The sequence below is a fragment of the Amycolatopsis sp. NPDC114478 genome, assembly GCF_055633805.1.
Genome location: NZ_JBVKDO010000030.1, coordinates 31,722 through 50,389, shown reverse-complemented (window position 1 = coordinate 50,389; position 18,668 = coordinate 31,722). Strand labels below are relative to the sequence as shown.

The following is an 18,668-nucleotide window of genomic DNA, read 5'->3' as shown; positions in this document are numbered from 1 at the left end:
CGCCCGTGACCTCGGCGGCCACGGCTGCGACGAGGGTGCGCAACCCCGGTTTCAGCCCGGTTTCACACCGCTTTCCGGCTACTTCCCACCGTTGCCCTTGAGCGACTCCTGGTAGCGATCGGCGTAGGTCGGCGAATCCTTGATCAGCTCGTCGCAGAAGGCGGCGACGTCCTCGCCGGTCACTTCGAGGACGCCCCGGCCGGTCGCGGCGTTCTCCTCGAAGAAGTCGACGATTCCCGAGAGCAGGTTTCCCTCGAGCAGGTCGACCGGCCCGACCTTGAACAGGTACTTCTGCATCTCCTTGTAAACGATCTGGTAGTCCGGCGGCAGGGCTTTGACCCGAGCCATGTGCGCCCGCCACTGCTTCTTGCCTTCGATGACGTCCTGGATGCCCATCTCAGCCTCCCAGCCGGCCCAGTTTTTTCGCGACATTCCGGTTCAGCTGTTTCCGCCACCGGTCGCGGAAGTTCTTGGCGCCTTCACCGCCGGCGAGCGCCGCGCAGAAGCCCCCGACGTCATCTCCCAGCACGTCCTGGACGCTCTGCCCCTCCGCCGCGGTTTCTTCGAGCAGCCCCAGCGCGCCGTCGAGGATCGGCATCAGATTGCGGCCGGAGAAATCCCCGTACGGGAAGAGGTTCGCCTTGATCTGCTCCCACGCCGACCGGTAGTCCTCCGGCAACGCCCCGGCCCTGGCTTCGAATGCCTGGTATTCCCGGGTCATGTCGCTGCCGGTGATGGTCTCCCAGAAGTTCATTCCCCACCTTCCTTCAGTTTGTCGATACGCGAGGAGACGTACTCCCACTTCGCCCAGAACCGCCCGAGCTCTTCGCGACCGGCGTCGTTCAGCCGGTAGAACTTGCGCGGCGGCCCCTTCTCGGACGCCCGTTTCGTCACCTGGACCAGCTTGTTCTTCTCCAGCCGCAACAAGATCGTGTACACGGTCCCCTCGACGACGTCGCCGAAACCGAGGTCGTTCAGCCGGCGCGTGATCGCGTAGCCGTAGGTCTCCTCCTTGCCGATGATCTCGAGCACACAGCCTTCGAGAGTGCCCTTCAACATCTCCGTCAGGTCGTCCATCACTCCTCCGGGCTCACCCTGGCACTACTACCTAGTACTACTGTATACCAGTACTCAGCAGTACTGACTAGCTGGACGAGAGGATGACCGATGACAGCGATAAGAGTTCGCGGCCTCGAGAAGTCGTACAAACAGCTGCACGTCCTGCGCGGCGTGGACTTCGACGTCGCCCGCGGCAGCATCTTCGCCCTGCTCGGCTCGAACGGCGCGGGCAAGACCACCGTCGTCCGGATCCTGTGCACGCTGCTCGAGCCGGACGCCGGGACGGCCACCGTCAACGGCTTCGACGTCGGCACGCAAGCCGGCGACGTGCGCGCGGCGATCAGCCTCACCGGCCAGTTCGCCGCCGTCGACGAGATCCTCAGCGGCCGGGAAAACCTCGTGCTCGTCGCCCGGCTGCGGCGCCTGAAGCAGCCCGGCAAGATCGCCGACGACCTGTTGGAGCGCTTCTCGCTGACCGACGCGGCCACGCGGAAGGTGTCGACGTACTCCGGGGGCATGCGCCGCCGCCTGGACATCGCCATGAGCCTCATCGGCGATCCCCCGGTGATCTTCCTGGACGAGCCGACCACCGGGCTCGACCCCGAAGCCCGCCTGGAAGTCTGGGGCGCGGTGAAAGGTCTCGCCGCCCGCGGCACGACCGTGCTGCTCACCACCCAGTACCTCGACGAGGCCGAGCAGCTCGCCGACCGGATCGCGATCCTGCACGAGGGCCGGATCATCGTGAACGGCACCCTCGCCGAACTCAAGCGGCTGCTCCCGCCCGCCAAGGTCGAGTACGTCGAGAAACAGCCGACCCTCGAAGACGTCTTCTTCACTGTCGTCGGCGCCCGCACGGAAAGTGAGAACCGATGACCACGCACGCCCTCGGCGACACCACCGTCCTCTTGGGACGGTCACTGCGCCACATCACTCGCAGCTTGGACACCATCATCACGACGGTCATCACGCCGGTCGCGATGATGCTGATGTTCGTCTACGTGTTCGGCGGCGCGATCGACACCGGATCGGGCTCCTACATCGATTACATGCTGCCCGGCATCCTGCTGATCACGATCGCTTCGGGCATCGCCTACACCGCGTTGCGGTTGTTCACCGACCTCAAGAGCGGGATCTTCGAACGCTTTCACTCCATGCCGATCACCCGCTCGGCCGTGCTGTGGGCGCACGTGCTGACCTCGCTGGTCGCCAACCTGATCTCGCTCGTGATCGTCGTGGGCGTTGCGCTGTTGATGGGCTTCCGCTCGGGAGCCGGACCACTGGCCTGGCTCGCGGTCACCGGCATCCTGATCCTGTTCACCACGGCCCTGACCTGGATCGCGGTGCTCGCCGGCCTCACCGCGAAGACGGCCGAAGGCGGCGGCGCGTTCTCCTACCCGCTGATCTTCCTGCCGTTCCTCAGCTCGGCGTTCGTCCCCACCGCGACGATGCCCGGCCCGGTGCGCTGGTTCGCCGAGCACCAGCCGGTGACGTCGATCGTCAACACCATCCGCGCACTGTTCACCGAGCAGCCGATCGGCGGCGACATCCTGGTCGCCCTCGCCTGGTGCGCGGGAATCCTCGTCGCGGCCTACGTCTTCGCCACTGCCGCGTACCGCCGCAAGATCTCCTAGCCCGGCAACACGGCCGACACGACGCTCGCGTTCGGCGACCCGGGGCCGGCGCCGGCTTCGGCTACGTCACGAACCTCCGGAACTATCGCCCGGACGGCGAACCTCGCCACAGCGGTCCGGGCCTGCCGCGGCCACGCGTGCCCATCCCCGCGGTGGGCACGCGTCGGCGTCGCAAACCCGCGCTATTCGTCCTCGAGCTCGGCCAGCACCTCGGCCGCGGTCCGGCTGCCCTCGTCGGCGAGCCGGCGGAGCTCGTCGAGGTCCTCTCGTTCAGTGGCGGCCTCGATGAGCAGATCGACGGCGTCGGACTGCCCCGCGGCCGCCCACCTACGAAGTTCGGCGGTGTCGCCGCGCTCGGCCGCCAGCTCGATGGCTTCATCGGGATCGGTCACGGCTCGAGCTTACGGCGCGGCCTGGCCGGGCAGGCCGGCGAAGACCAGCGCCGTTGACGAGAACCTGACGATCACCCCGGAGACACTTACGATTTCCCTACGCCGACGCCCGGATCTTGACGTTTTCTCTACGCCGGCTCTCCTCCGGCCGAGGCACGCTGCGGTGGTGCCGGCACCCACCTCATGGCTCAAACGGCTGGTACTCGGCCGGCCGTTCCGGAGCGACACGCTCGGGGAGACGCTTCTGCCGAAGTGGCTCGCCCTGCCGATCTTCGCCAGTGACCCGCTCTCCTCGGTGGCGTACGCGACCCAGGAGATCCTGCTGATCCTGTCGATCGGAGGGCTGGCCTACCTCACGATGGCGCCGTGGGTCGGCTTGGGCGTGGCCGTGCTGCTCACCGTCGTCGTGATCTCCTACCGGCAGGTGGTGCGCGCCTACCCCAGCGGCGGCGGCTCGTACGAAGTCGCTTCCCGCAACCTCGGCAGCCGCGCCGGGCTGGTCGTCGCCGGGGCCCTGATGGTCGACTACATCATGACGGTCGCGGTCTCGGTCGCGTCCGGGGTGGACAACATCATCTCCGCCGTCCCGGAGCTCAACGACTACCGGATCGCGCTGAACGTCGGCTTCATCGTCGTGCTGATGGCGATGAACCTGCGGGGCATCCGCGAGTCCGGCCGGGCGTTCGCCGCGCCGACGTACCTGTTCATCGCCTCGGTCATGCTGCTGATCGTCGTCGGACTGGGCCGCGCCCTCACCGGGCACGCTCCGGTGGCCGAAAGCGCCGGTTACGACGTCCGTCCCGAACAGGTCGGCTTGACCGGTTTCGCCCTGGTCTTCCTGCTGCTGCGGTCGTTCGCGTCCGGCTGCACCGCGCTGACCGGGGTCGAGGCGATCTCGAACGGCGTGCCCGCGTTCCGCAAGCCCAAAGCCCTGAACGCGGCCCGCACGATGACCGCCATGGGCACCATCGCCGTCGTCATGTTCGGCGGCATCACGGCGCTGGCCCTGATCACCAAGGTGCACATCGCCGAGAACACCTGCGACCTGACGGGTTTCGCCGGCGATTGCCGGAGCGACCCGCAGCGCACGGTGATCAGCCAGATCGGCGCCGCGGTGTTCGGCGGCGACCACAGCGTGCTGTTCTTCGTCCTGCAGGCCGCCACCGCGTTGATCCTCATCCTGGCCGCGAACACCGCGTTCAACGGCTTCCCGCTGCTGACCTCGATCCTCGCGCAGGACCGCTACCTGCCGCGCCAGCTGCACACCCGCGGCGACCGGCTCGCCTTCTCCAACGGCATCATCGCCCTGTCGCTGGTGGCCGGCATCCTGATCTTCGCCTTCGACGGCTCCACCACGCGGCTCATCCAGCTCTACATCCTCGGCGTCTTCACCTCGTTCACGCTCTGCCAGGTCGGCATGGTCAAGCACTGGAACCGGGTCCTCGCCGACACGACCGGCGCCCGCGACCGGCGGGCCGCCCACCGCTCACGGCTGATCAACGCGGTCGGGGCCGCCCTCACCGCCATCGTCCTCGTCGTCGTCCTGGTCACCAAGTTCACCCACGGCGCCTACCTCGTCGTGATCGCGATCCCGTTGCTGTACGGGCTCATGCGCGCCGTCCACCGTCACTACACGCACGTCCGCGAAGAACTGCAGCCCGACGACGAGTTCGAGCTGCTGCCCAGCCGCGTCCACGCGATCGTGCTGGTGTCCACATTGCACAAACCGAGCCAGCGCGCGGTCGCGTTCGCCCGCGCCACCCGGCCCGACACCCTCACCGCGATCACGGTCAACGTCGACGACTCCGACACCCGCGAACTGCAGCGGCAGTGGGAGCGGCGCGGAGTGAAGGTCCCGCTCAAGGTCCTCGAGTCGCCGTACCGGGAGATCACCCGGCCGGTCGTGCAGTACGTGAAGAGCCTCCGCCGGTCCAGCCCCCGCGACGTCGTCAGCGTCTACATCCCCGAGTACGTCGTCGGCCGCTGGTGGGAGAACATCCTCCACAACCAGAGTTCACTGCGGCTGAAGGGGCGGCTGCTGTTCGAGCCGGGCGTCATGGTCACCAGCGTCCCGTGGCAGCTGAGCTCCACCCACCGCCGCGACCTCCAGCGCGTCCGCCCCCTGCCCGGCGACATCCGCCGGGGCGTCACCACCCAGCGGGTGACCGCGCCTGCTGAAAGTCGCGTCTACAGCAGCGCGCAGCGGCAAGTCAAGACTCCCGAGAAGCGGACTACCTGAAGCGGTTCCCCCAAGCGGAGCAACCGGCTTCCCGCCCTCCGCCGTGGCTATGATCCTGCGCATGGTGTCACCACTTCGGGGGTCGATCCCGCGTATCGTCAGGTGACCGACTGCTTAGTAGGCTCGCGGGCACGAGCCCGTTTCTCAACGACGAGGAGGTCCCCGTGACCGATTCCCCTTCCCGTGTCGCCGTGGTCACCGGTGCCGGCCGCGGCATCGGTGCCGCCGTGGCCGGACGGCTGGCCGAAGACGGTTTTGCCGTCGGGCTGCTCGACCTGGACGAGGCCGGCGTCAAGCAGGGCGCCGAGGCCATCGTCGCCAAGGGGGGCAAGGCCGTCGGCGTTGCCCTCGACGTCAGTGACGCCGAGCAGGTCGAGGCCGCCGTCACCCGGGTCGCCGACGAGCTGGGACCGCCGGTCGTGCTGATCAACAACGCCGGCATCACCCGCGACAACCTGATCTTCAAGATGACCGAGCAGGACTGGGACTCCGTCCTCGGCGTGCACCTCAAGGGCTCGTTCCTGATGACCCGCGCGGTGCAGAAGTACATGACGCAGGAGAAGTACGGCCGGATCGTCAACCTCTCCAGCACCTCGGCGCTGGGCAACCGCGGCCAGGTCAACTACTCCGCCGCGAAGGCCGGCATGCAGGGCTTCACCAAGACCCTCGCCATCGAGCTGGGCAAGTTCAACGTCACCGCGAACGCGATCGCGCCGGGGTTCATCGCCACCGACATGACCGCCGCGACGGCCGAGCGGATCGGCATGGGCTTCGAGGAGTTCAAGGCCGCCGCCGCGTCGCAGATCCCGGTGCAGCGCGTCGGCACCCCCGACGACATCGCCCACCTGGCCTCCTTCCTGGTCAGCGAGGGCGCCGGGTTCATCTCCGGCCAGGTCATCTACGCCGCCGGCGGACCGAAGGACTGAGGCCGATGCGCGAGTTCGAGAACCTGGACGCCTTCGCCGCCGCGGTCGGCGAGCACCTCGGGTACAGCGAGTGGCTGAAGGTCACCCAGGACCGGGTGAACCTGTTCGCCGACGCCACCGACGACCACCAGTGGATCCACGTCGACGAGCCGATGGCGACCGCGGGCCCGTTCGGCGGCACCATCGCCCACGGCTTCCTGACGCTGTCGCTGCTCTCGGCGTTCGGCCCCAAGATCTACAAGGTCAACGGCATCAAGATGGGCATCAACTACGGCCTCAACAAGGTCCGCTTCCCGCAGCCGGTGAAGGTCGGCTCGAAGGTGCGCGCCGGGGCCGAGCTGGTGGAGATCACCGACATCCCCGGCGGCAAGCAGGCGGTGTCGAAGTGGACCGTCGAGATCGACGGCGAGGCGAAGCCCGCTTGCGTCGCCGAGTGGGTGACGCGTTTCCTGGCGTGATGCCATCCGGGAAGCGTCACTTTCGTGGGGAAAGTGACGCTTCCCGGTGCACTCTGTACGTCATACCGACTAGTCGGTATGCTCGCCGGGACGATGCTTGAGGAGGCTGGATGAACCCGCCAGGACTCGACCTGGACCGCCTGCGCGCCCACCTGGACGCGCACCGGCCCGGCCTGGTCGCCGGGGCGCTGACCGCGGACGTCGTGGAGGGCGGCCGGTCGAACCTCACCTACGTGGTGGGCGACGGCCGCTCGCGCTGGGTGGTGCGCCGCCCGCCGCTCGGGCACGTGCTGCCCACCGCGCACGACATGACCCGCGAGTTCCGGGTGATCTCCGGCCTGCGCGACACCGCCGTCCCGGTGCCCGAAGCGCTGCTGCTCTGCGAGGACGCCGACGTCGTCGGCGCGCGGTTCTACGTCATGAGCTTCGTCGAGGGCACGCCCTACCGGACCGCCGACGAGCTCGCGGAGCTCGGGGAAGAACGCACCCGGGCCATCGCCGACGCCCTGGTCGACACGCTCGTCGACCTGCACGCCGTCGACCCGGCGGCGGTCGGGCTCGGCGACTTCGGCCGGCCGGAGGGCTTCCTGGAGCGGCAGCTGCGGCGGTGGAAGAAGCAGCTCGACGCGTCCCGCAGCCGCGACCTCGACGGCATCGAGGAGCTGCACGACCGGCTCGCCGCGGCGGTGCCGGTGTCCGGCAAGCCGTCGATCATCCACGGCGACTACCGCCTCGACAACGTCCTGGTCGACGGCGACGACAAGATCTCCGCGGTGCTCGACTGGGAGATGTCGACGCTCGGCGACCCGCTGACCGACCTCGCACTGCTGGTGGCCTACGCCGAGCGCGACAAGGTGTCGCTGCAGTTCGTCTCCAACGCCAGCTCCGCGCCCGGCTACCCGACCACCGACGAGGTCGTGCGGCGCTACGCCGAACGTTCGGGGCGGGACGTCTCGCAGCTGAACTGGTACGTCAGCTTCGCGTTCTTCAAGCTGGCCGTGATCCTGGAAGGTATCCACTACCGCTACACGCAGGGCAAGACGGTCGGCGCGGGCTTCGAAGGCGTCGGAGCCGGTGTCCCGCTGCTCATCTCGCACGGCAACGAGATTCTCAAAGAGGAGAAGTAAATGGACTTCGCGTTCGACGAGAAGACCGAGGAGCTGCGCGGGAAGCTCCTCGAGTTCATGGACTCGCACATCCACCCCGCCGAGCCGGTGTTCGAGCAGCAGCTCGCCGAACGCGACGACCCGTGGGCCATCCCGCCGGTCATGGAGGAGCTGAAGGCCGAAGCGCGCAAGCGCGGCCTGTGGAACTTCTTCCTCCCCGGCGAGCACGGCGCGGGCCTGACGAACCTGCAGTACGCGCCGCTGGCCGAGATCACCGGCCGCAGCATCCGGCTCGCCCCGACCGCGCTCAACTGCGCCGCGCCGGACACCGGGAACATGGAAGTGCTGGCCATGTTCGGCAACGAGCAGCAGCAGAAGCAGTGGCTGGAACCGTTGCTGAACGGCGAAATCCGCTCCGCGTTCGCGATGACCGAGCCGGACGTCGCCTCCTCCGACGCCCGCAACATCGAGACGGCGATCCGGCGCGACGGCGACGAGTACGTCATCAACGGCCGCAAGTGGTACATCTCCGGCGCGATGAACCCCGCGTGCCAGATCTTCATCGTGATGGGCAAGACCGACCCGGAAGCCGCGCCGCACAAGCAGCAGAGCATGATCCTGGTCCCCCGCGACACCCCGGGCCTGACGGTCAAGCGCGGCATGCACGTCTTCGGCTACGACGACAGCGACCACGGCGGCCACGCCGAGGTGCTGTTCGAGGACGTCCGCGTGCCGGCGGAGAACCTCATCGCCGGTGAAGGCGACGGGTTCGCCATCGCGCAGGCCCGCCTCGGGCCGGGCCGCATCCACCACTGCATGCGGGCCATCGGCATGGCCGAGCGCGCGCTGGAGCTGATGTGCAAGCGCGCGATCTCCCGCGAGGCGTTCGGGAAGCCGATCGCGCAGCAGGGCGTCGTGCAGGACTGGATCGCCGAGTCGCGCGTCAAGATCGAGCAGCAGCGGCTGCTGGTGCTCAAGACCGCGTGGCTGATGGACACCGTCGGCAACCAGGGCGCGCACACCGAGATCCAGGCGATCAAGATCTCGACCCCCGCCGCGGTCGAGTGGATCCTCGACAAGGCCGTGCAGGTGCACGGCGCGGGCGGCGTCAGCCAGGACTTCCCGCTGGCCGCGATGTGGGCCGGGAACCGGACGCTGCGGCTGGCCGACGGGCCGGACGAGGTCCACAAGCGCTCACTCGCCCGGCGTGAGCTGAAGAAGTACCTCTCGGAGGGCGCCAAGTGACTGTCACCGCCGAAGACCTGACCCGCCAGGCGACGGAGTTCCTGGCCGCGCACGACCCCGCGTCGACGGACCGGATGGACTTCCTGCGGGCCCGGTTCGACGCCGGCCTCGCCTGGATCCACTTCCCCGCCGGCCTCGGCGGCCAGAACGCGCCGCGCGCGCTGCAGTCCGCCGTGGACAGTGTGTTCACCGAGGCTGGCGCGCCGGACAACAACCCGCGCCGGATCGGCATCGGCCTCGGCATGGCCGCGCCGACCATCCTCGCCTTCGGCACGCCGGAGCAGCGCGAGCGCTACCTGCGTCCACTGTGGACCGGCGAGGAGGTGTGGTGCCAGCTTTTCAGCGAGCCGGGCGCCGGCTCCGACCTCGCCGCGCTGGGCACGCGCGCCGTCCGCGACGGCGACGACTGGATCGTCACCGGCCAGAAGGTCTGGACGTCGGGGGCGCACGAGTCGCAGTGGGCGATCCTGGTGACGCGCACCGACCCGGACGTCCCGAAGCACCAGGGCATGACGTACTTCCTGTGCGACATGACCGCGCCCGGCGTCGAGGTCCGGCCGCTGCGCCAGATCACCGGCGAGGCCGAGTTCAACGAGGTCTTCCTGACCGACGTCCGGATCCCCGACAGCCAGCGCCTCGGCGCGGTCGGCGAGGGCTGGAAGGTCGCGCAGACGACGTTGATGAACGAGCGCGTCGCGATCGGCGGGCACGTCCAGCCGCGCGAGGGCGGCCTGATCGGGATCGTCGCGAAGACCTGGCGCGAGCGGCCCGAGCTGCGCACGCCGGAGCTGCGCGATCGCCTGGTCCAGCGCTGGGTCGAGGCGGAGACGCTGCGGCTGGCCGGCACCCGGCTGCGCCAGCAGCTGACGGCGGGCGCGCCCGGGCCGGAGGGCTCGGCCATGAAGGTCGCGTTCTCCGAGCTGAACCAGGCGCTGACCGGCCTGGAGGTCGAGCTGCTCGGCGAGGAGGGGCTGGCCTACGACGACTGGACGTTCCGGCGCCCGGCGATCGTCGACTTCACCGGCCGCGAAGCCGGCTACCGCTACCTGCGCGCGAAGGGGAACTCCATCGAGGGCGGCACCTCGGAGGTCCTGCGCAACATCATCGCCGAGCGCGTGCTGGGGCTGCCCTCGGAACCGCGCGTCGACAAGGACGTCGCCTGGAAGGACCTCCCCCGATGACTGATCTGCTGTATTCGGACGTCGAAGAGGATCTGCGGGCCTCGGTCCGGGACCTGCTGAAGGACAAGGCTTCGGCGGAGGCGCTGCTGGCGCGCGTGGAGACGGCCGAGGGGTACGACCTGAAGCTGTGGCGCACGCTGGCCGAAGAGGTCGGGGTGGCCGGGCTGGCGGTGCCCGAGGAGCTGGGCGGGCACGGCGCGTCGGCGCGTGAGGTGGCCGTGGTGGCCGAGGAGCTGGGCCGCAGCGTCGCGCCGGTGCCGTTCCTGGGCAGCGTGGTGCTGGCGACGACGGCGCTGGTCCGCGCTTCGGCCGGCGACTACGTCCGGCAGCTGGCTTCGGGTTCGGCGATCGGCGCGCTGGCCGTGCCGCTGTCGACGGCGCCGGGCGCGGGTTTCCCGTCGTCGGTGACGGTGTCGGCCGATGGCTCTCTTTCTGGCCGGGTCGGCACGGTCGCGGACGCGTCGGTGGCGGACCTGCTGGTCGTCCCGGCGGCGGGCCCGGACGGTCCCGCGCTGTACGTGGTCTCGGCGGCCGATGCGACGGTCACGGAGCTGGTGTCGTTCGACCTGACCCGGCGCGTAGCCGACGTGGAGCTTTCGAACGCGCCGGCGACGCTGGTGGCGTCGGGCCCGGAGGCGGCTTCGGCGCTGGAGGAGGCGTTGCTGTTCGGGGCCGGGATCCTGGCGTCGGAGCAGACGGGCGTCGCCGAGTGGGCCCTGACGGAGACGGTGTCGTACCTGAAGGGGCGCTACCAGTTCGGCCGGCCGGTGGGCGGGTTCCAGTCGCTGAAGCACCGGCTCGCGAACTTGTACACGGACTTGGTGCTGGCCCGGGCGGCGGCGCGCTACGCGGCGGACTCCCTGGCGACAGGGACCGACGTACCGATCGCGGTGGCGGTCGCCCAGGCACGGGTGTCCCCGATCGCGGTGAAGGCGGCGGAGGAGGCGATCCAGCTCCACGGCGGCATCGGGATGACGTGGGAGCACCCGGCGCATCTGTACTTGAAGCGGGCGAAAGCGGACGAGCTGGCGTTGGGGACGCCGGGGAGGCATCGGGCTCGGTTGGCCGAGTTGGTTGATTTGCCTGCTTGAGGGTGTTGGCGGCCGGGCGGGGATAGCTTTGCTCTAGTGGTCCTTCCGGCACCCCGAAGCTGTCATTGTGACTACGGCCGGCAACACCGCGTCAAGGCGGGAAAGATGCCTTGACCCGGCGCTGCCGGCCGTGTTCTGGCTTCGGATCGGGGTGCGGGGGAGTCTGGGTGCTCGTCAGTGCCTGTTCTCGTGTCGGCTTGCCTGTGAAGCGGCGGGGCGGGGCGAGCAGGGGTGCGGCCGGGCCGCCCGCCGCCGCCTTCACGGGCCCGCCTCGCCTCGCGCACTCCTCATCCACCAGTGCGGGCACCCGGGCCCGTGGCCCCGCACGGTGGCGGCGACTCCCTTTCGTGAATCCCGTTCATTTTTCTTCCGAATTTTCGCTCATCTGAGCGAAAATTCTGTGAGCCGCACCACTTACGGGGCAAAAGGGTGGCAAAACTGCCCCCGTTCCCATGGTTCTCCCCACCCGTCGGGATCTAGCCTGGGCGCCATGGAATTCGCCGTCGCACCGACGGAAGCACTGGAGGAATCGACCGTCGTCGTCGGCGGGCATCGGCACAGCGCGCTCGCCGCCGGGCCCGCGTCCGGTGAACTCGTGCTGCTGCTGCACGGCTGGCCCGAATTCGCCGAGTCCTGGACCGAGCAGCTGCACGCCCTCGGCGAGGCCGGGTACCGCGCCCTCGCCGTCGACCAGCGCGGGTACGCCCGGGACGCCCGGCCCGACGGTGTCGAGCACTACTCGATCGAGCACCTGGTCGGCGACGCCCTCGCCTTCGCCGACAGCCAGGGCGCCGACCGGTTCCACCTGGTCGCGCGCGACTGGGGCGGCATGGTCGCCTGGGCCCTCGCCACCGCGCACCCCGGCCGGCTGCGGTCGCTGACCGTCCTCTCCACGCCGCACCCGTCGGCCCTGCAGCGCGCCGCCGCCACCGATGACGGGCAGTTCCACGACCTCGGCTACATCCGCTTCTTCCGCCGCGGTGTCGGCAAAGCCGAGAAATTCCTCTTACGCGACGAAGCCGCGCAATTACGCGCTGTCTACAATCGGCGGATTCCGGTCGAAATCGTCGAACGCACGGTCGCGCGCCTTTCCGAACCGGGCGCGCTGACCGCGACGCTGAATTGGTACCGCGGCGCCACGAACGACGTTTTCGACGTCCCGGCGGGCCGCATCACCGTGCCGACGCTCTACCTCTGGGGCAGCGAGGACCCGTACCTCGGCCAGAGCGCCGCGGAGCTGACGGTCCACCACATCGACGCGGAGTACCGCTTCCAGATCATCGAGGGCGCGAGCCAGTGGATGGCGATGGAGGCTCCCGACGAGGTCATCGCCCTCCTGCTGGACCACCTCCGGCGCCACTAGCCCGTCTTGCGGACCAAGCCCGTGTAGCCGACGAGCGCCAGCGTGGCCAGCGCCCAGATCACGGCCTGGACCAGCCAGATCGCCACCGTGAACCACTGCCCGGCGGCGATCCCGGTGTTGAGGTCGCACCGCCCGCGCACCCCCGGCGACAGCGGCAGCCCACGGTCGAGGCCGACGCCGACCAGCTCCACCGTCGTGCACGGCGTGCCGGTCGCGGCGGTGAGGTCCGCCGTCCGCTCGGCCGCGCGGTGACCGCCGTCGCCGACGTGCCCGGCCCAGAGCCCCAGTCCCCCGGCGGCGACCACGGCCAGCAGCAACGCCGCCGCGGTCCGGCGCGCGCGGTAGCCGTACCCGGCCAGCGCGCCCCACAGCCAGTGAAACCGGCGGGCCGGCCAGCCGCCGATGGCCTTCGGCGCCCGCCGTTGCAGGTCCCGCTGCTGGGCGATGAGGATCCGCCGCGCGTTCCCGTCGTGCCCGGCAGCGCGTTCGGACGCGGCCAGCTGCTGGTACGGCCCGGGCCGGTAGGCGGCGGTGTGCGACCGGATCAGCGTCAGCCACTCGCGCCAGGTGACGTCGCCGAGCGAGCCGAACCGGAACCCGTCGAGGTCGACGAGACCGTCGAACCCGGCGGGCGGGAAGACCGTCCCGTCGACGACGGCGTCTTCGAGGCTGACGAGCGTCCCCTTTTCGTCGCGCGTGTCCAGCTTCGCGCCGGAGAACGCCAGCTGACCGCCGATGTGGGCGCCGAGCAGGTGGATCGCCGGGTCCTCGCCCGCGCCGGTCCCCCGCAAGCCGGTCAGCGACAGGCTGTCGCGGATCTCGCACCGGTCGGCGACCAGCACCGGTCCCGCGTCGTTGACGACCTCGGCGTCGGCGAGGACGGCCGAGCCGCCGATCCGGGCCGACCGCAGGCTCAGCGCGCCGAACTCGGACGAACAGGTCACCTTCACGCCGGCGAGGTCCAGGTACGGCCCGACGCGGAGGTCATCGGCACCCAGGGCGGGCCCGGACGCGTTGGCCAGCTCCGCGCCCGGCAGCCGCAGCTGGCCGGCGATCCCGGCGTCCCGCAGCCGGAGCGCCCCCTCTTCGCCGGCGCCGGTGATGTGCGCCCCGGCCAGGTCGAAGCTGCCGCCGATCTCCAGCCGGTCGGCGTGCAACGCGGGTCCGGCGTCGTTGGCCAGCCTGGCTCCTTCGAGGTAGAGGTCGCCGTCGATCCGGGCGGTGAGCAGGCGGATCGTGCCCAGCTCGCCGGCTCCGGTCGCGGTCAGCCCGGAGAAGTGGACGTTGCCGCCGACCCGCAGCCGGTCGCCGCTCAACGCCGCCCCGGAGTCGTTGGCCAGCTCCATGCCTTCGAAGTAGCAGTTCCCGCCCACGTGCGCGCCGAGCAGGCAGAGCGCCCCGTACTCGCCCGAGGCCCGGGCTTTCAGGCCTTCGGCGGAGAAACTGTCCTCGACCCGCATGCCGTCGGCGCTCAGCCCCCGGCCCTCGGTGGTGGTGAGCACCGCGCCGCCGAAGTCGACCTGGCCGCCGATCCGCGCCCCGAGCAGGGAGACCGCGGCGTCTCCCCCGGCGGCGGTCACGGTGACGCCGGTGCAGCGGAGGTCGCCCGCCCGGAGGCGGTCGGCCTCCAGGCCGGGTCCGCTGTCGTTGGTGAGCACAGCTTCGTCCAGCGCCACCTCGCCGCCGATCCGGGCACCGTGCAGGAGGGCCACGCCGTCGGCGCCGGCCCCGGTCAGCTTCGTCTCCGCCAGGCGCAGTTCGTCGTCGACGACGAGGCCGCCGGCCACCAGCGCGGGCCCGGACCCGTTGGTCAGCTCGGCGCCGTCGAAATCGGCGTCCCGGGCAATGTGCGCGCCGATCGCGCGGACGGCGCCCAGCGGTCCCGCGCCGGTCGCCCGCAGGTCGACGCCCCGGAGTGAGCCGCTTTCGAGGCCGTCGAGGTAGACGGCGGGGCCGTCCTCGTTGGTGACCTCCGCGTCGGAGAGGAGCGTCCGCCCGGTGATCCGGGCGTCGCGCAGGCAGATCGCGCCGTACTCGCCGGAACCGGTCGCGCGGACCCAGGTGAAGTCGAGGTCGTGGCCGATCCGGAGGCCGGTGCCGTCGAACCCGGCGATCCGGCCGCCGGACAGGTCGAGCCACGGCAGCGTCGCGGCCCGCGCGGAGATCGGGTTCACGACGACGCAGCCGGCCAGCGCCAGTCCCACCGGCGCGTCGACGTGGTCCAGGTTCAGCGTCCCGGCGATCCGGGCGCCCTCGACGCGCACCCCGCGCGGGTCCACCGGACCGCGCAGGCCCAGCAGCAGCTCGCGCAGCACCGCGGCCCGCAGCGGAGCGTCGGTCACATACGCGAGGCCGCTGCGGGCCGCGTCGAGCAGCTCTCGTTCCGCTCCGGTCAGCTTGTCGAGGACGGGCAACGTCACCCGGGTGGCCGCAGGGCGTCCAGCAGCAGGTCCGCGTAGTGGTCCCCGACCTGACGCGCCGACAGCGTGCCGCCGCGGCGGTACCACGAGCCCAGGTGGTGGACCGAGCCGAAGAAGAAGTCGACGACCACGTCGGCCGGCTTGTCCGTGCGGAACTCGCCCGACGCCTGGCCTTCCTCGATCAGGCCGCGGAAGCGCTCGTGGTACTTGCGGCGCTCGGCGCGGACCGCCTTCTGCTTGTCCGGGGACAGCTGGTGCATCGACTGCAGGAAGATCGTGTTGTCGTCGAGGTTGTCGATGCTGGACACCACGACGTCGGACGCGGCGGCGACGAGCCGCTCGCGCAGCGGGGCGCCCGACGAGGCGACGCTCTCCAGCTGCCGGGTCTGCTCGCGCAGGACACGCGCGTAGATCTCGTAGAGCAGGTCGTCCTTCGAGCCGAAGTAGTGGTACATCGCGCCCTTGGTGACGCCCGCGGCTTCGACGATCTCCTGGACGGACGTGCGGTCGAAGCCCTTCTTGGCGAACAGCTTCGTGGCGTGCTCCAGCAGCCGCCGCGGCACGGCGGCCTGGTCGTCGCCGGAGGCCTCGCCCGGCTTGCGGGTGCTTGCTCGGGTCACGGCAAGACCCCCTTCTCAAGTCGAACGCACAGAATAACGGCTCAGCCCTGCCAGGACAGGAACCGCCGCGGGTTGTCCACGAGCATGGTCGTGATGTCCGTTTCGGACACCCCGCGCTCCCGCAGCGCGGGCAGCACGTCCCGTGTGATGTGCAGGTAGTGCCAGTTCGGCGTGAGCACGGGGAGCTGCTCGGCCGGCAGCCAGTCGATGTAGCAGGACGCGTCGTGCGAAAGCACCATGCTGCCCGCGTAGCCGCGTTCGCACAGCGCCGCGACCGTGTTCACGCGCTCCTCGAACGGCAGCAGCAGGTCGAGGCCGAAGCGGTCCATGCCGAGCAGCGAGCCGCGGTCGGCCAGCTCGGTCAGGTACCCGAGGTCGGTCGAGTCGCCGGAGTGCCCGACCAGCACCTTGCCCAGGTCGACGCCCTCGTCGTCGAAGATCGCCTGCTGCTCCAGGCCCCGCCGGGTGCCCGCGTGCGTGTGGGTCATGATCGGCGCGCCCGTCTCGACGTGCGCCTTCGCGACCGCCCGCAGCACGCGCTCGACGCCGAGCGTCACGCCGGGTTCGTCGGTCGCGCACTTGAGCAGCCCCGCCTTGACGCCGGTGCCCGCGATGCCCTCGCGGATGTCCCCGACGAACATCCCGACGAGCGGGTCCTCGCCCTGGAGCATCGTGCCGGGCCCGCGGTAGTGCAGGTAGTGCGGCACGTCGTTGTAGGTGTACAGCCCGGTCGCGACGACGATGTTGACCTCGACCTCGGCGGCGACCCGCTGCACGCGCGGGATGTAGCGGCCCAGGCCGATGACGGTCGGGTCGACGATCGTGTCGATCCCCGCGTCCTTCAGCTCCTTGAGCCGCCGGATCGCCTCGGGGACGTGCTCGTCTTCGCGAAACCCTTCGTGCTCCGGGTAGTTGGCGACGAACTCGGGGCTCAGCACGAAGAGGTGCTCGTGCATGAGGACCCGGCCCAGCGCTTCCGGCGCGATCGCGCCGCGAACGGTCTCGACCACCTCGTCACCCCCGGGCCCGGAGCTCGCGGCGCAGGATCTTGCCGCTGGTGGTCTTGGGCAGCTCGTCGAGCACCACGATGGTGCGCGGGTACTTGTAGGCGGCGAGCCGTTCCTTGCACCAGGCGACCAGTTCCGCGGGGTCGGCGGTCGCGCCCGGCGCCGGGCTGACGTACGCCTTGACCGTCTCGCCGCGGTACTCGTCGGCGATCCCGACGACCGCGGCTTCGCGGACCGCCGGGTGCGTGTACAGGACGTCTTCGACCTCGCGCGGCCACACCTTGAAGCCGGACGCGTTGATCATGTCCTTCTTGCGGTCGACGACGTAGACCCAGCCGCGTTCGTCCATGAAGCCGATGTCGCCGGTGAGCAGCCGCCCGCCGGGCAGCGCTTCGGCGGTGGCGTCGGGGCGGTTCCAGTAGCCGGAGACGACCATCGGGCCTTCGACCGCGATCTCGCCCGCCTGCCCGAACGGCAGCTCTTCGCCGTTCTCGCCGAGGATGCGGACGATCGTGTCCGGCACCGGCAGGCCGATCGAGATCGTGCCGGACTCGGGGTCGATCGGCGCTTCGAGCGTGCCGGGGACGACGACGCAGCCCGCCGTGGTCTCGGTGAGGCCGTAGCCGTTGTGGATGTAGTGCCCGGTCTTGGCGCGGAACGCCTCGACGACGGCGGGCGGCAGCGCGGCACCGCCGGAGTAGAGCAGGGCGAACGAATCGAAGTGCTCGCGGCTGAACGACGGGTGCGCCATCAGGGCCATGTAGGCCGTCGACGGCCCGACCGTGTACGACGGCCGGTGCTCGAGGAAGGCGTCGAGCACCACACCCGGTTCGAAGCGGTACGCGAGGGCGAGCGTGCCGCCGATGTCGATCGCGGAGCCGACTTCGCAGACCATGCCGGTGATGTGGAACAGCGGCGCGAGCCCGAACAGCGTCGAGCCCGCGGGCAGGCCGCTGAAGGACCCGAGGCCGGCGGCGTTGATGCCGATGTTGCCGTGGGTGTTGGTGGCGCCCTTCGGCATGCCGCTGGTTCCGGAGGTGTAGCTGATCAGCGCGGTGTCGTCGAGCGCGAACGCGGGTTCCGGCGGCTTCGGGCCCGGCGTCGCCGCGGCTTCGAGGAGCTCGGTCGCGCCCGGGGTCTCCTCTTTCTCGATCTTGGCGAGGACGCGCTCGTCGTCGCGGGTCTGGAACTCCAGTTCGCTGGTGGTGAGGGCGATGCCGACGCCGTTGTCCGCGGCCGTCTTGCCGATGTAGGCGTTCCAGCCGCGCTGCGAGCAGACGACCGCCTTGACGCCGGCGTCGGTGAAGACGTGGGTGAGCTCGCGCTCGCGGTACATCGGGTTGACCGGCACGACGATGCCGCCGGCCTTCCACGCGCCGAGCAGCGCGATCACGAACTGCGGGATGTTCTGCAGCACCAGCGCGAGCCGGTCGCCGCGCTCGAAGCCGTTCTGCGTGAGGTAGCGCGCGAAGCCGTCGGAGAGCTCGTCGACCTCGCGGTAGCTCAGCCGCGCGTCGAAGTAGGCGATCGCCGCCCGCTCCGGACCGGCGTCCACGGCGCGGCGGAACGACTCCGGCAGCGTCGTCGGCCGGGCCGGTTCGGCGTCCCGCACCCGTTCGTCGTAGCTCGCGAGCCAGGGCTTCGCGTCGTACCAGCTCATCCAGTGACCTCCCTTGGACACCGACCGGTCGGTATGCCGACGCTAGGAGGCCGGGGCGGTCCGCGTCAAGACCCGGCTTCGCGGGAATCGCAGAAGCCGCCTTTCACCGCTTAATACGGACGCCGGTTCGGAATGGTTCAGCATCTCTCCGATTACCGTTTTTCCCTGGACAAATCCCGGTCGGAGCAGCCACGATGACGGCCGCGGCCCGCTCGGCCGCGCCATTCGGAACAACCGCGCGCTGCCCGTGTGGACCCTCTCTGTTCACGC

18 protein-coding genes are annotated in these 18,668 nt (G+C 70.2%); 10 read left to right on the top strand and 8 right to left on the bottom strand.

Annotation, left to right across the window (positions count from 1 at the left end):
• Nucleotides 1–78: 78 nt before the first annotated feature.
• From ACZ7OH_RS45995 to ACZ7OH_RS45985, 3 genes are read right to left on the bottom strand one after another with little or no spacing between them, the layout of a single operon-like run.
• Nucleotides 79–396 (bottom strand): DUF1048 domain-containing protein, encoded by a 318-nt coding sequence (locus ACZ7OH_RS45995; protein WP_470286693.1) that lies wholly within the window; start codon nt 394–396, stop codon nt 79–81.
• Nucleotide 397: 1 nt separating this feature from the next.
• Nucleotides 398–754, bottom strand: a complete 357-nt coding sequence (locus tag ACZ7OH_RS45990; protein WP_470286692.1) for a DUF1048 domain-containing protein — start codon at nt 752–754, stop codon at nt 398–400.
• Nucleotides 751–1,077 carry a PadR family transcriptional regulator gene (locus tag ACZ7OH_RS45985; RefSeq protein ID WP_470286691.1) on the bottom strand — a complete coding sequence of 109 codons (327 nt, stop codon included), beginning with the start codon at nt 1,075–1,077 and terminating at the stop codon, nt 751–753. Before ACZ7OH_RS45985 ends, ACZ7OH_RS45990 begins: the two co-directional genes overlap by 4 nt.
• A gap of 90 nt (nt 1,078–1,167) precedes the next feature.
• On the opposite strand from ACZ7OH_RS45985, the gene ACZ7OH_RS45980 reads away from it, so the two are divergent.
• Together ACZ7OH_RS45980 and ACZ7OH_RS45975 are read left to right on the top strand one after the other, a co-directional pair.
• Nucleotides 1,168–1,932: an ABC transporter ATP-binding protein gene (locus ACZ7OH_RS45980; RefSeq protein ID WP_470286690.1), complete on the top strand. Its 765-nt coding sequence runs from the start codon at nt 1,168–1,170 to the stop codon at nt 1,930–1,932.
• Complete coding sequence (locus ACZ7OH_RS45975; RefSeq protein ID WP_470286689.1) at nt 1,929–2,690, top strand: ABC transporter permease; 762 nt, start codon at nt 1,929–1,931, stop codon at nt 2,688–2,690. Before ACZ7OH_RS45980 ends, ACZ7OH_RS45975 begins: the two co-directional genes overlap by 4 nt.
• Before the next feature lie 182 nt (nt 2,691–2,872).
• On the opposite strand, the gene ACZ7OH_RS45970 is transcribed toward ACZ7OH_RS45975, so the two are convergent.
• Nucleotides 2,873–3,082, bottom strand: coding sequence for a hypothetical protein (locus tag ACZ7OH_RS45970; RefSeq protein WP_470286688.1), 210 nt, complete (start codon nt 3,080–3,082; stop codon nt 2,873–2,875).
• A 166-nt stretch (nt 3,083–3,248) separates the two neighbouring features.
• Between ACZ7OH_RS45970 and ACZ7OH_RS45965 the strand changes: the two genes are divergently transcribed.
• From ACZ7OH_RS45965 to ACZ7OH_RS45930, 8 genes are all read left to right on the top strand, one after another.
• Entirely contained in the window at nt 3,249–5,321 is a 2,073-nt protein-coding gene (locus ACZ7OH_RS45965) for an APC family permease (RefSeq protein WP_470286687.1), read from the top strand.
• 164 nt (nt 5,322–5,485) lie between these two features.
• Nucleotides 5,486–6,247, top strand: a complete 762-nt coding sequence (fabG, locus tag ACZ7OH_RS45960; RefSeq protein ID WP_470286686.1) for a 3-oxoacyl-ACP reductase FabG — start codon at nt 5,486–5,488, stop codon at nt 6,245–6,247.
• Nucleotides 6,248–6,252: 5 nt separating this feature from the next.
• Nucleotides 6,253–6,705 (top strand): MaoC family dehydratase, encoded by a 453-nt coding sequence (locus ACZ7OH_RS45955; protein ID WP_470286685.1) that lies wholly within the window; start codon nt 6,253–6,255, stop codon nt 6,703–6,705.
• Nucleotides 6,706–6,815: 110 nt separating this feature from the next.
• The gene (locus tag ACZ7OH_RS45950; protein WP_470286684.1) at nt 6,816–7,832 is read left to right on the top strand and encodes a phosphotransferase family protein; all 1,017 of its coding nucleotides are present in this window, start codon (nt 6,816–6,818) and stop codon (nt 7,830–7,832) included.
• Nucleotides 7,833–9,056: an acyl-CoA dehydrogenase family protein gene (locus tag ACZ7OH_RS45945; protein ID WP_470286683.1), complete on the top strand. Its 1,224-nt coding sequence runs from the start codon at nt 7,833–7,835 to the stop codon at nt 9,054–9,056.
• Entirely contained in the window at nt 9,053–10,237 is a 1,185-nt protein-coding gene (locus tag ACZ7OH_RS45940) for an acyl-CoA dehydrogenase family protein (RefSeq protein ID WP_470286682.1), read from the top strand. Before ACZ7OH_RS45945 ends, ACZ7OH_RS45940 begins: the two co-directional genes overlap by 4 nt.
• On the top strand, nt 10,234–11,328 hold the full coding sequence (locus ACZ7OH_RS45935; RefSeq protein ID WP_470286681.1) for an acyl-CoA dehydrogenase family protein: 1,095 nt from the start codon (nt 10,234–10,236) through the stop codon (nt 11,326–11,328). The genes ACZ7OH_RS45940 and ACZ7OH_RS45935 overlap by 4 nt, the downstream gene beginning before the upstream one ends.
• A 490-nt stretch (nt 11,329–11,818) precedes the next feature.
• A complete protein-coding gene (locus tag ACZ7OH_RS45930) occupies nt 11,819–12,691 on the top strand; it encodes an alpha/beta fold hydrolase (protein WP_470286680.1) in 873 nt (290 codons plus the stop codon).
• Here ACZ7OH_RS45930 and ACZ7OH_RS45925 read toward each other — a convergent pair.
• The 4 genes from ACZ7OH_RS45925 to ACZ7OH_RS45910 are packed head-to-tail and all read right to left on the bottom strand — an operon-like array spanning nt 12,688 to nt 18,398.
• Nucleotides 12,688–15,111, bottom strand: coding sequence for a hypothetical protein (locus ACZ7OH_RS45925; protein ID WP_470286679.1), 2,424 nt, complete (start codon nt 15,109–15,111; stop codon nt 12,688–12,690). The two genes, ACZ7OH_RS45930 and ACZ7OH_RS45925, sit on opposite strands and share 4 nt — an antisense overlap.
• Nucleotides 15,108–15,731, bottom strand: a complete 624-nt coding sequence (locus ACZ7OH_RS45920) for a TetR/AcrR family transcriptional regulator (RefSeq protein ID WP_470286678.1) — start codon at nt 15,729–15,731, stop codon at nt 15,108–15,110. Before ACZ7OH_RS45920 ends, ACZ7OH_RS45925 begins: the two co-directional genes overlap by 4 nt.
• A 41-nt stretch (nt 15,732–15,772) precedes the next feature.
• Nucleotides 15,773–16,741, bottom strand: coding sequence for a phosphotriesterase family protein (locus ACZ7OH_RS45915; RefSeq protein WP_470286677.1), 969 nt, complete (start codon nt 16,739–16,741; stop codon nt 15,773–15,775).
• Nucleotides 16,742–16,745: 4 nt separating this feature from the next.
• Nucleotides 16,746–18,398, bottom strand: coding sequence for an AMP-binding protein (locus ACZ7OH_RS45910; RefSeq protein WP_470286676.1), 1,653 nt, complete (start codon nt 18,396–18,398; stop codon nt 16,746–16,748).
• Nucleotides 18,399–18,668 lie beyond the last annotated feature (270 nt).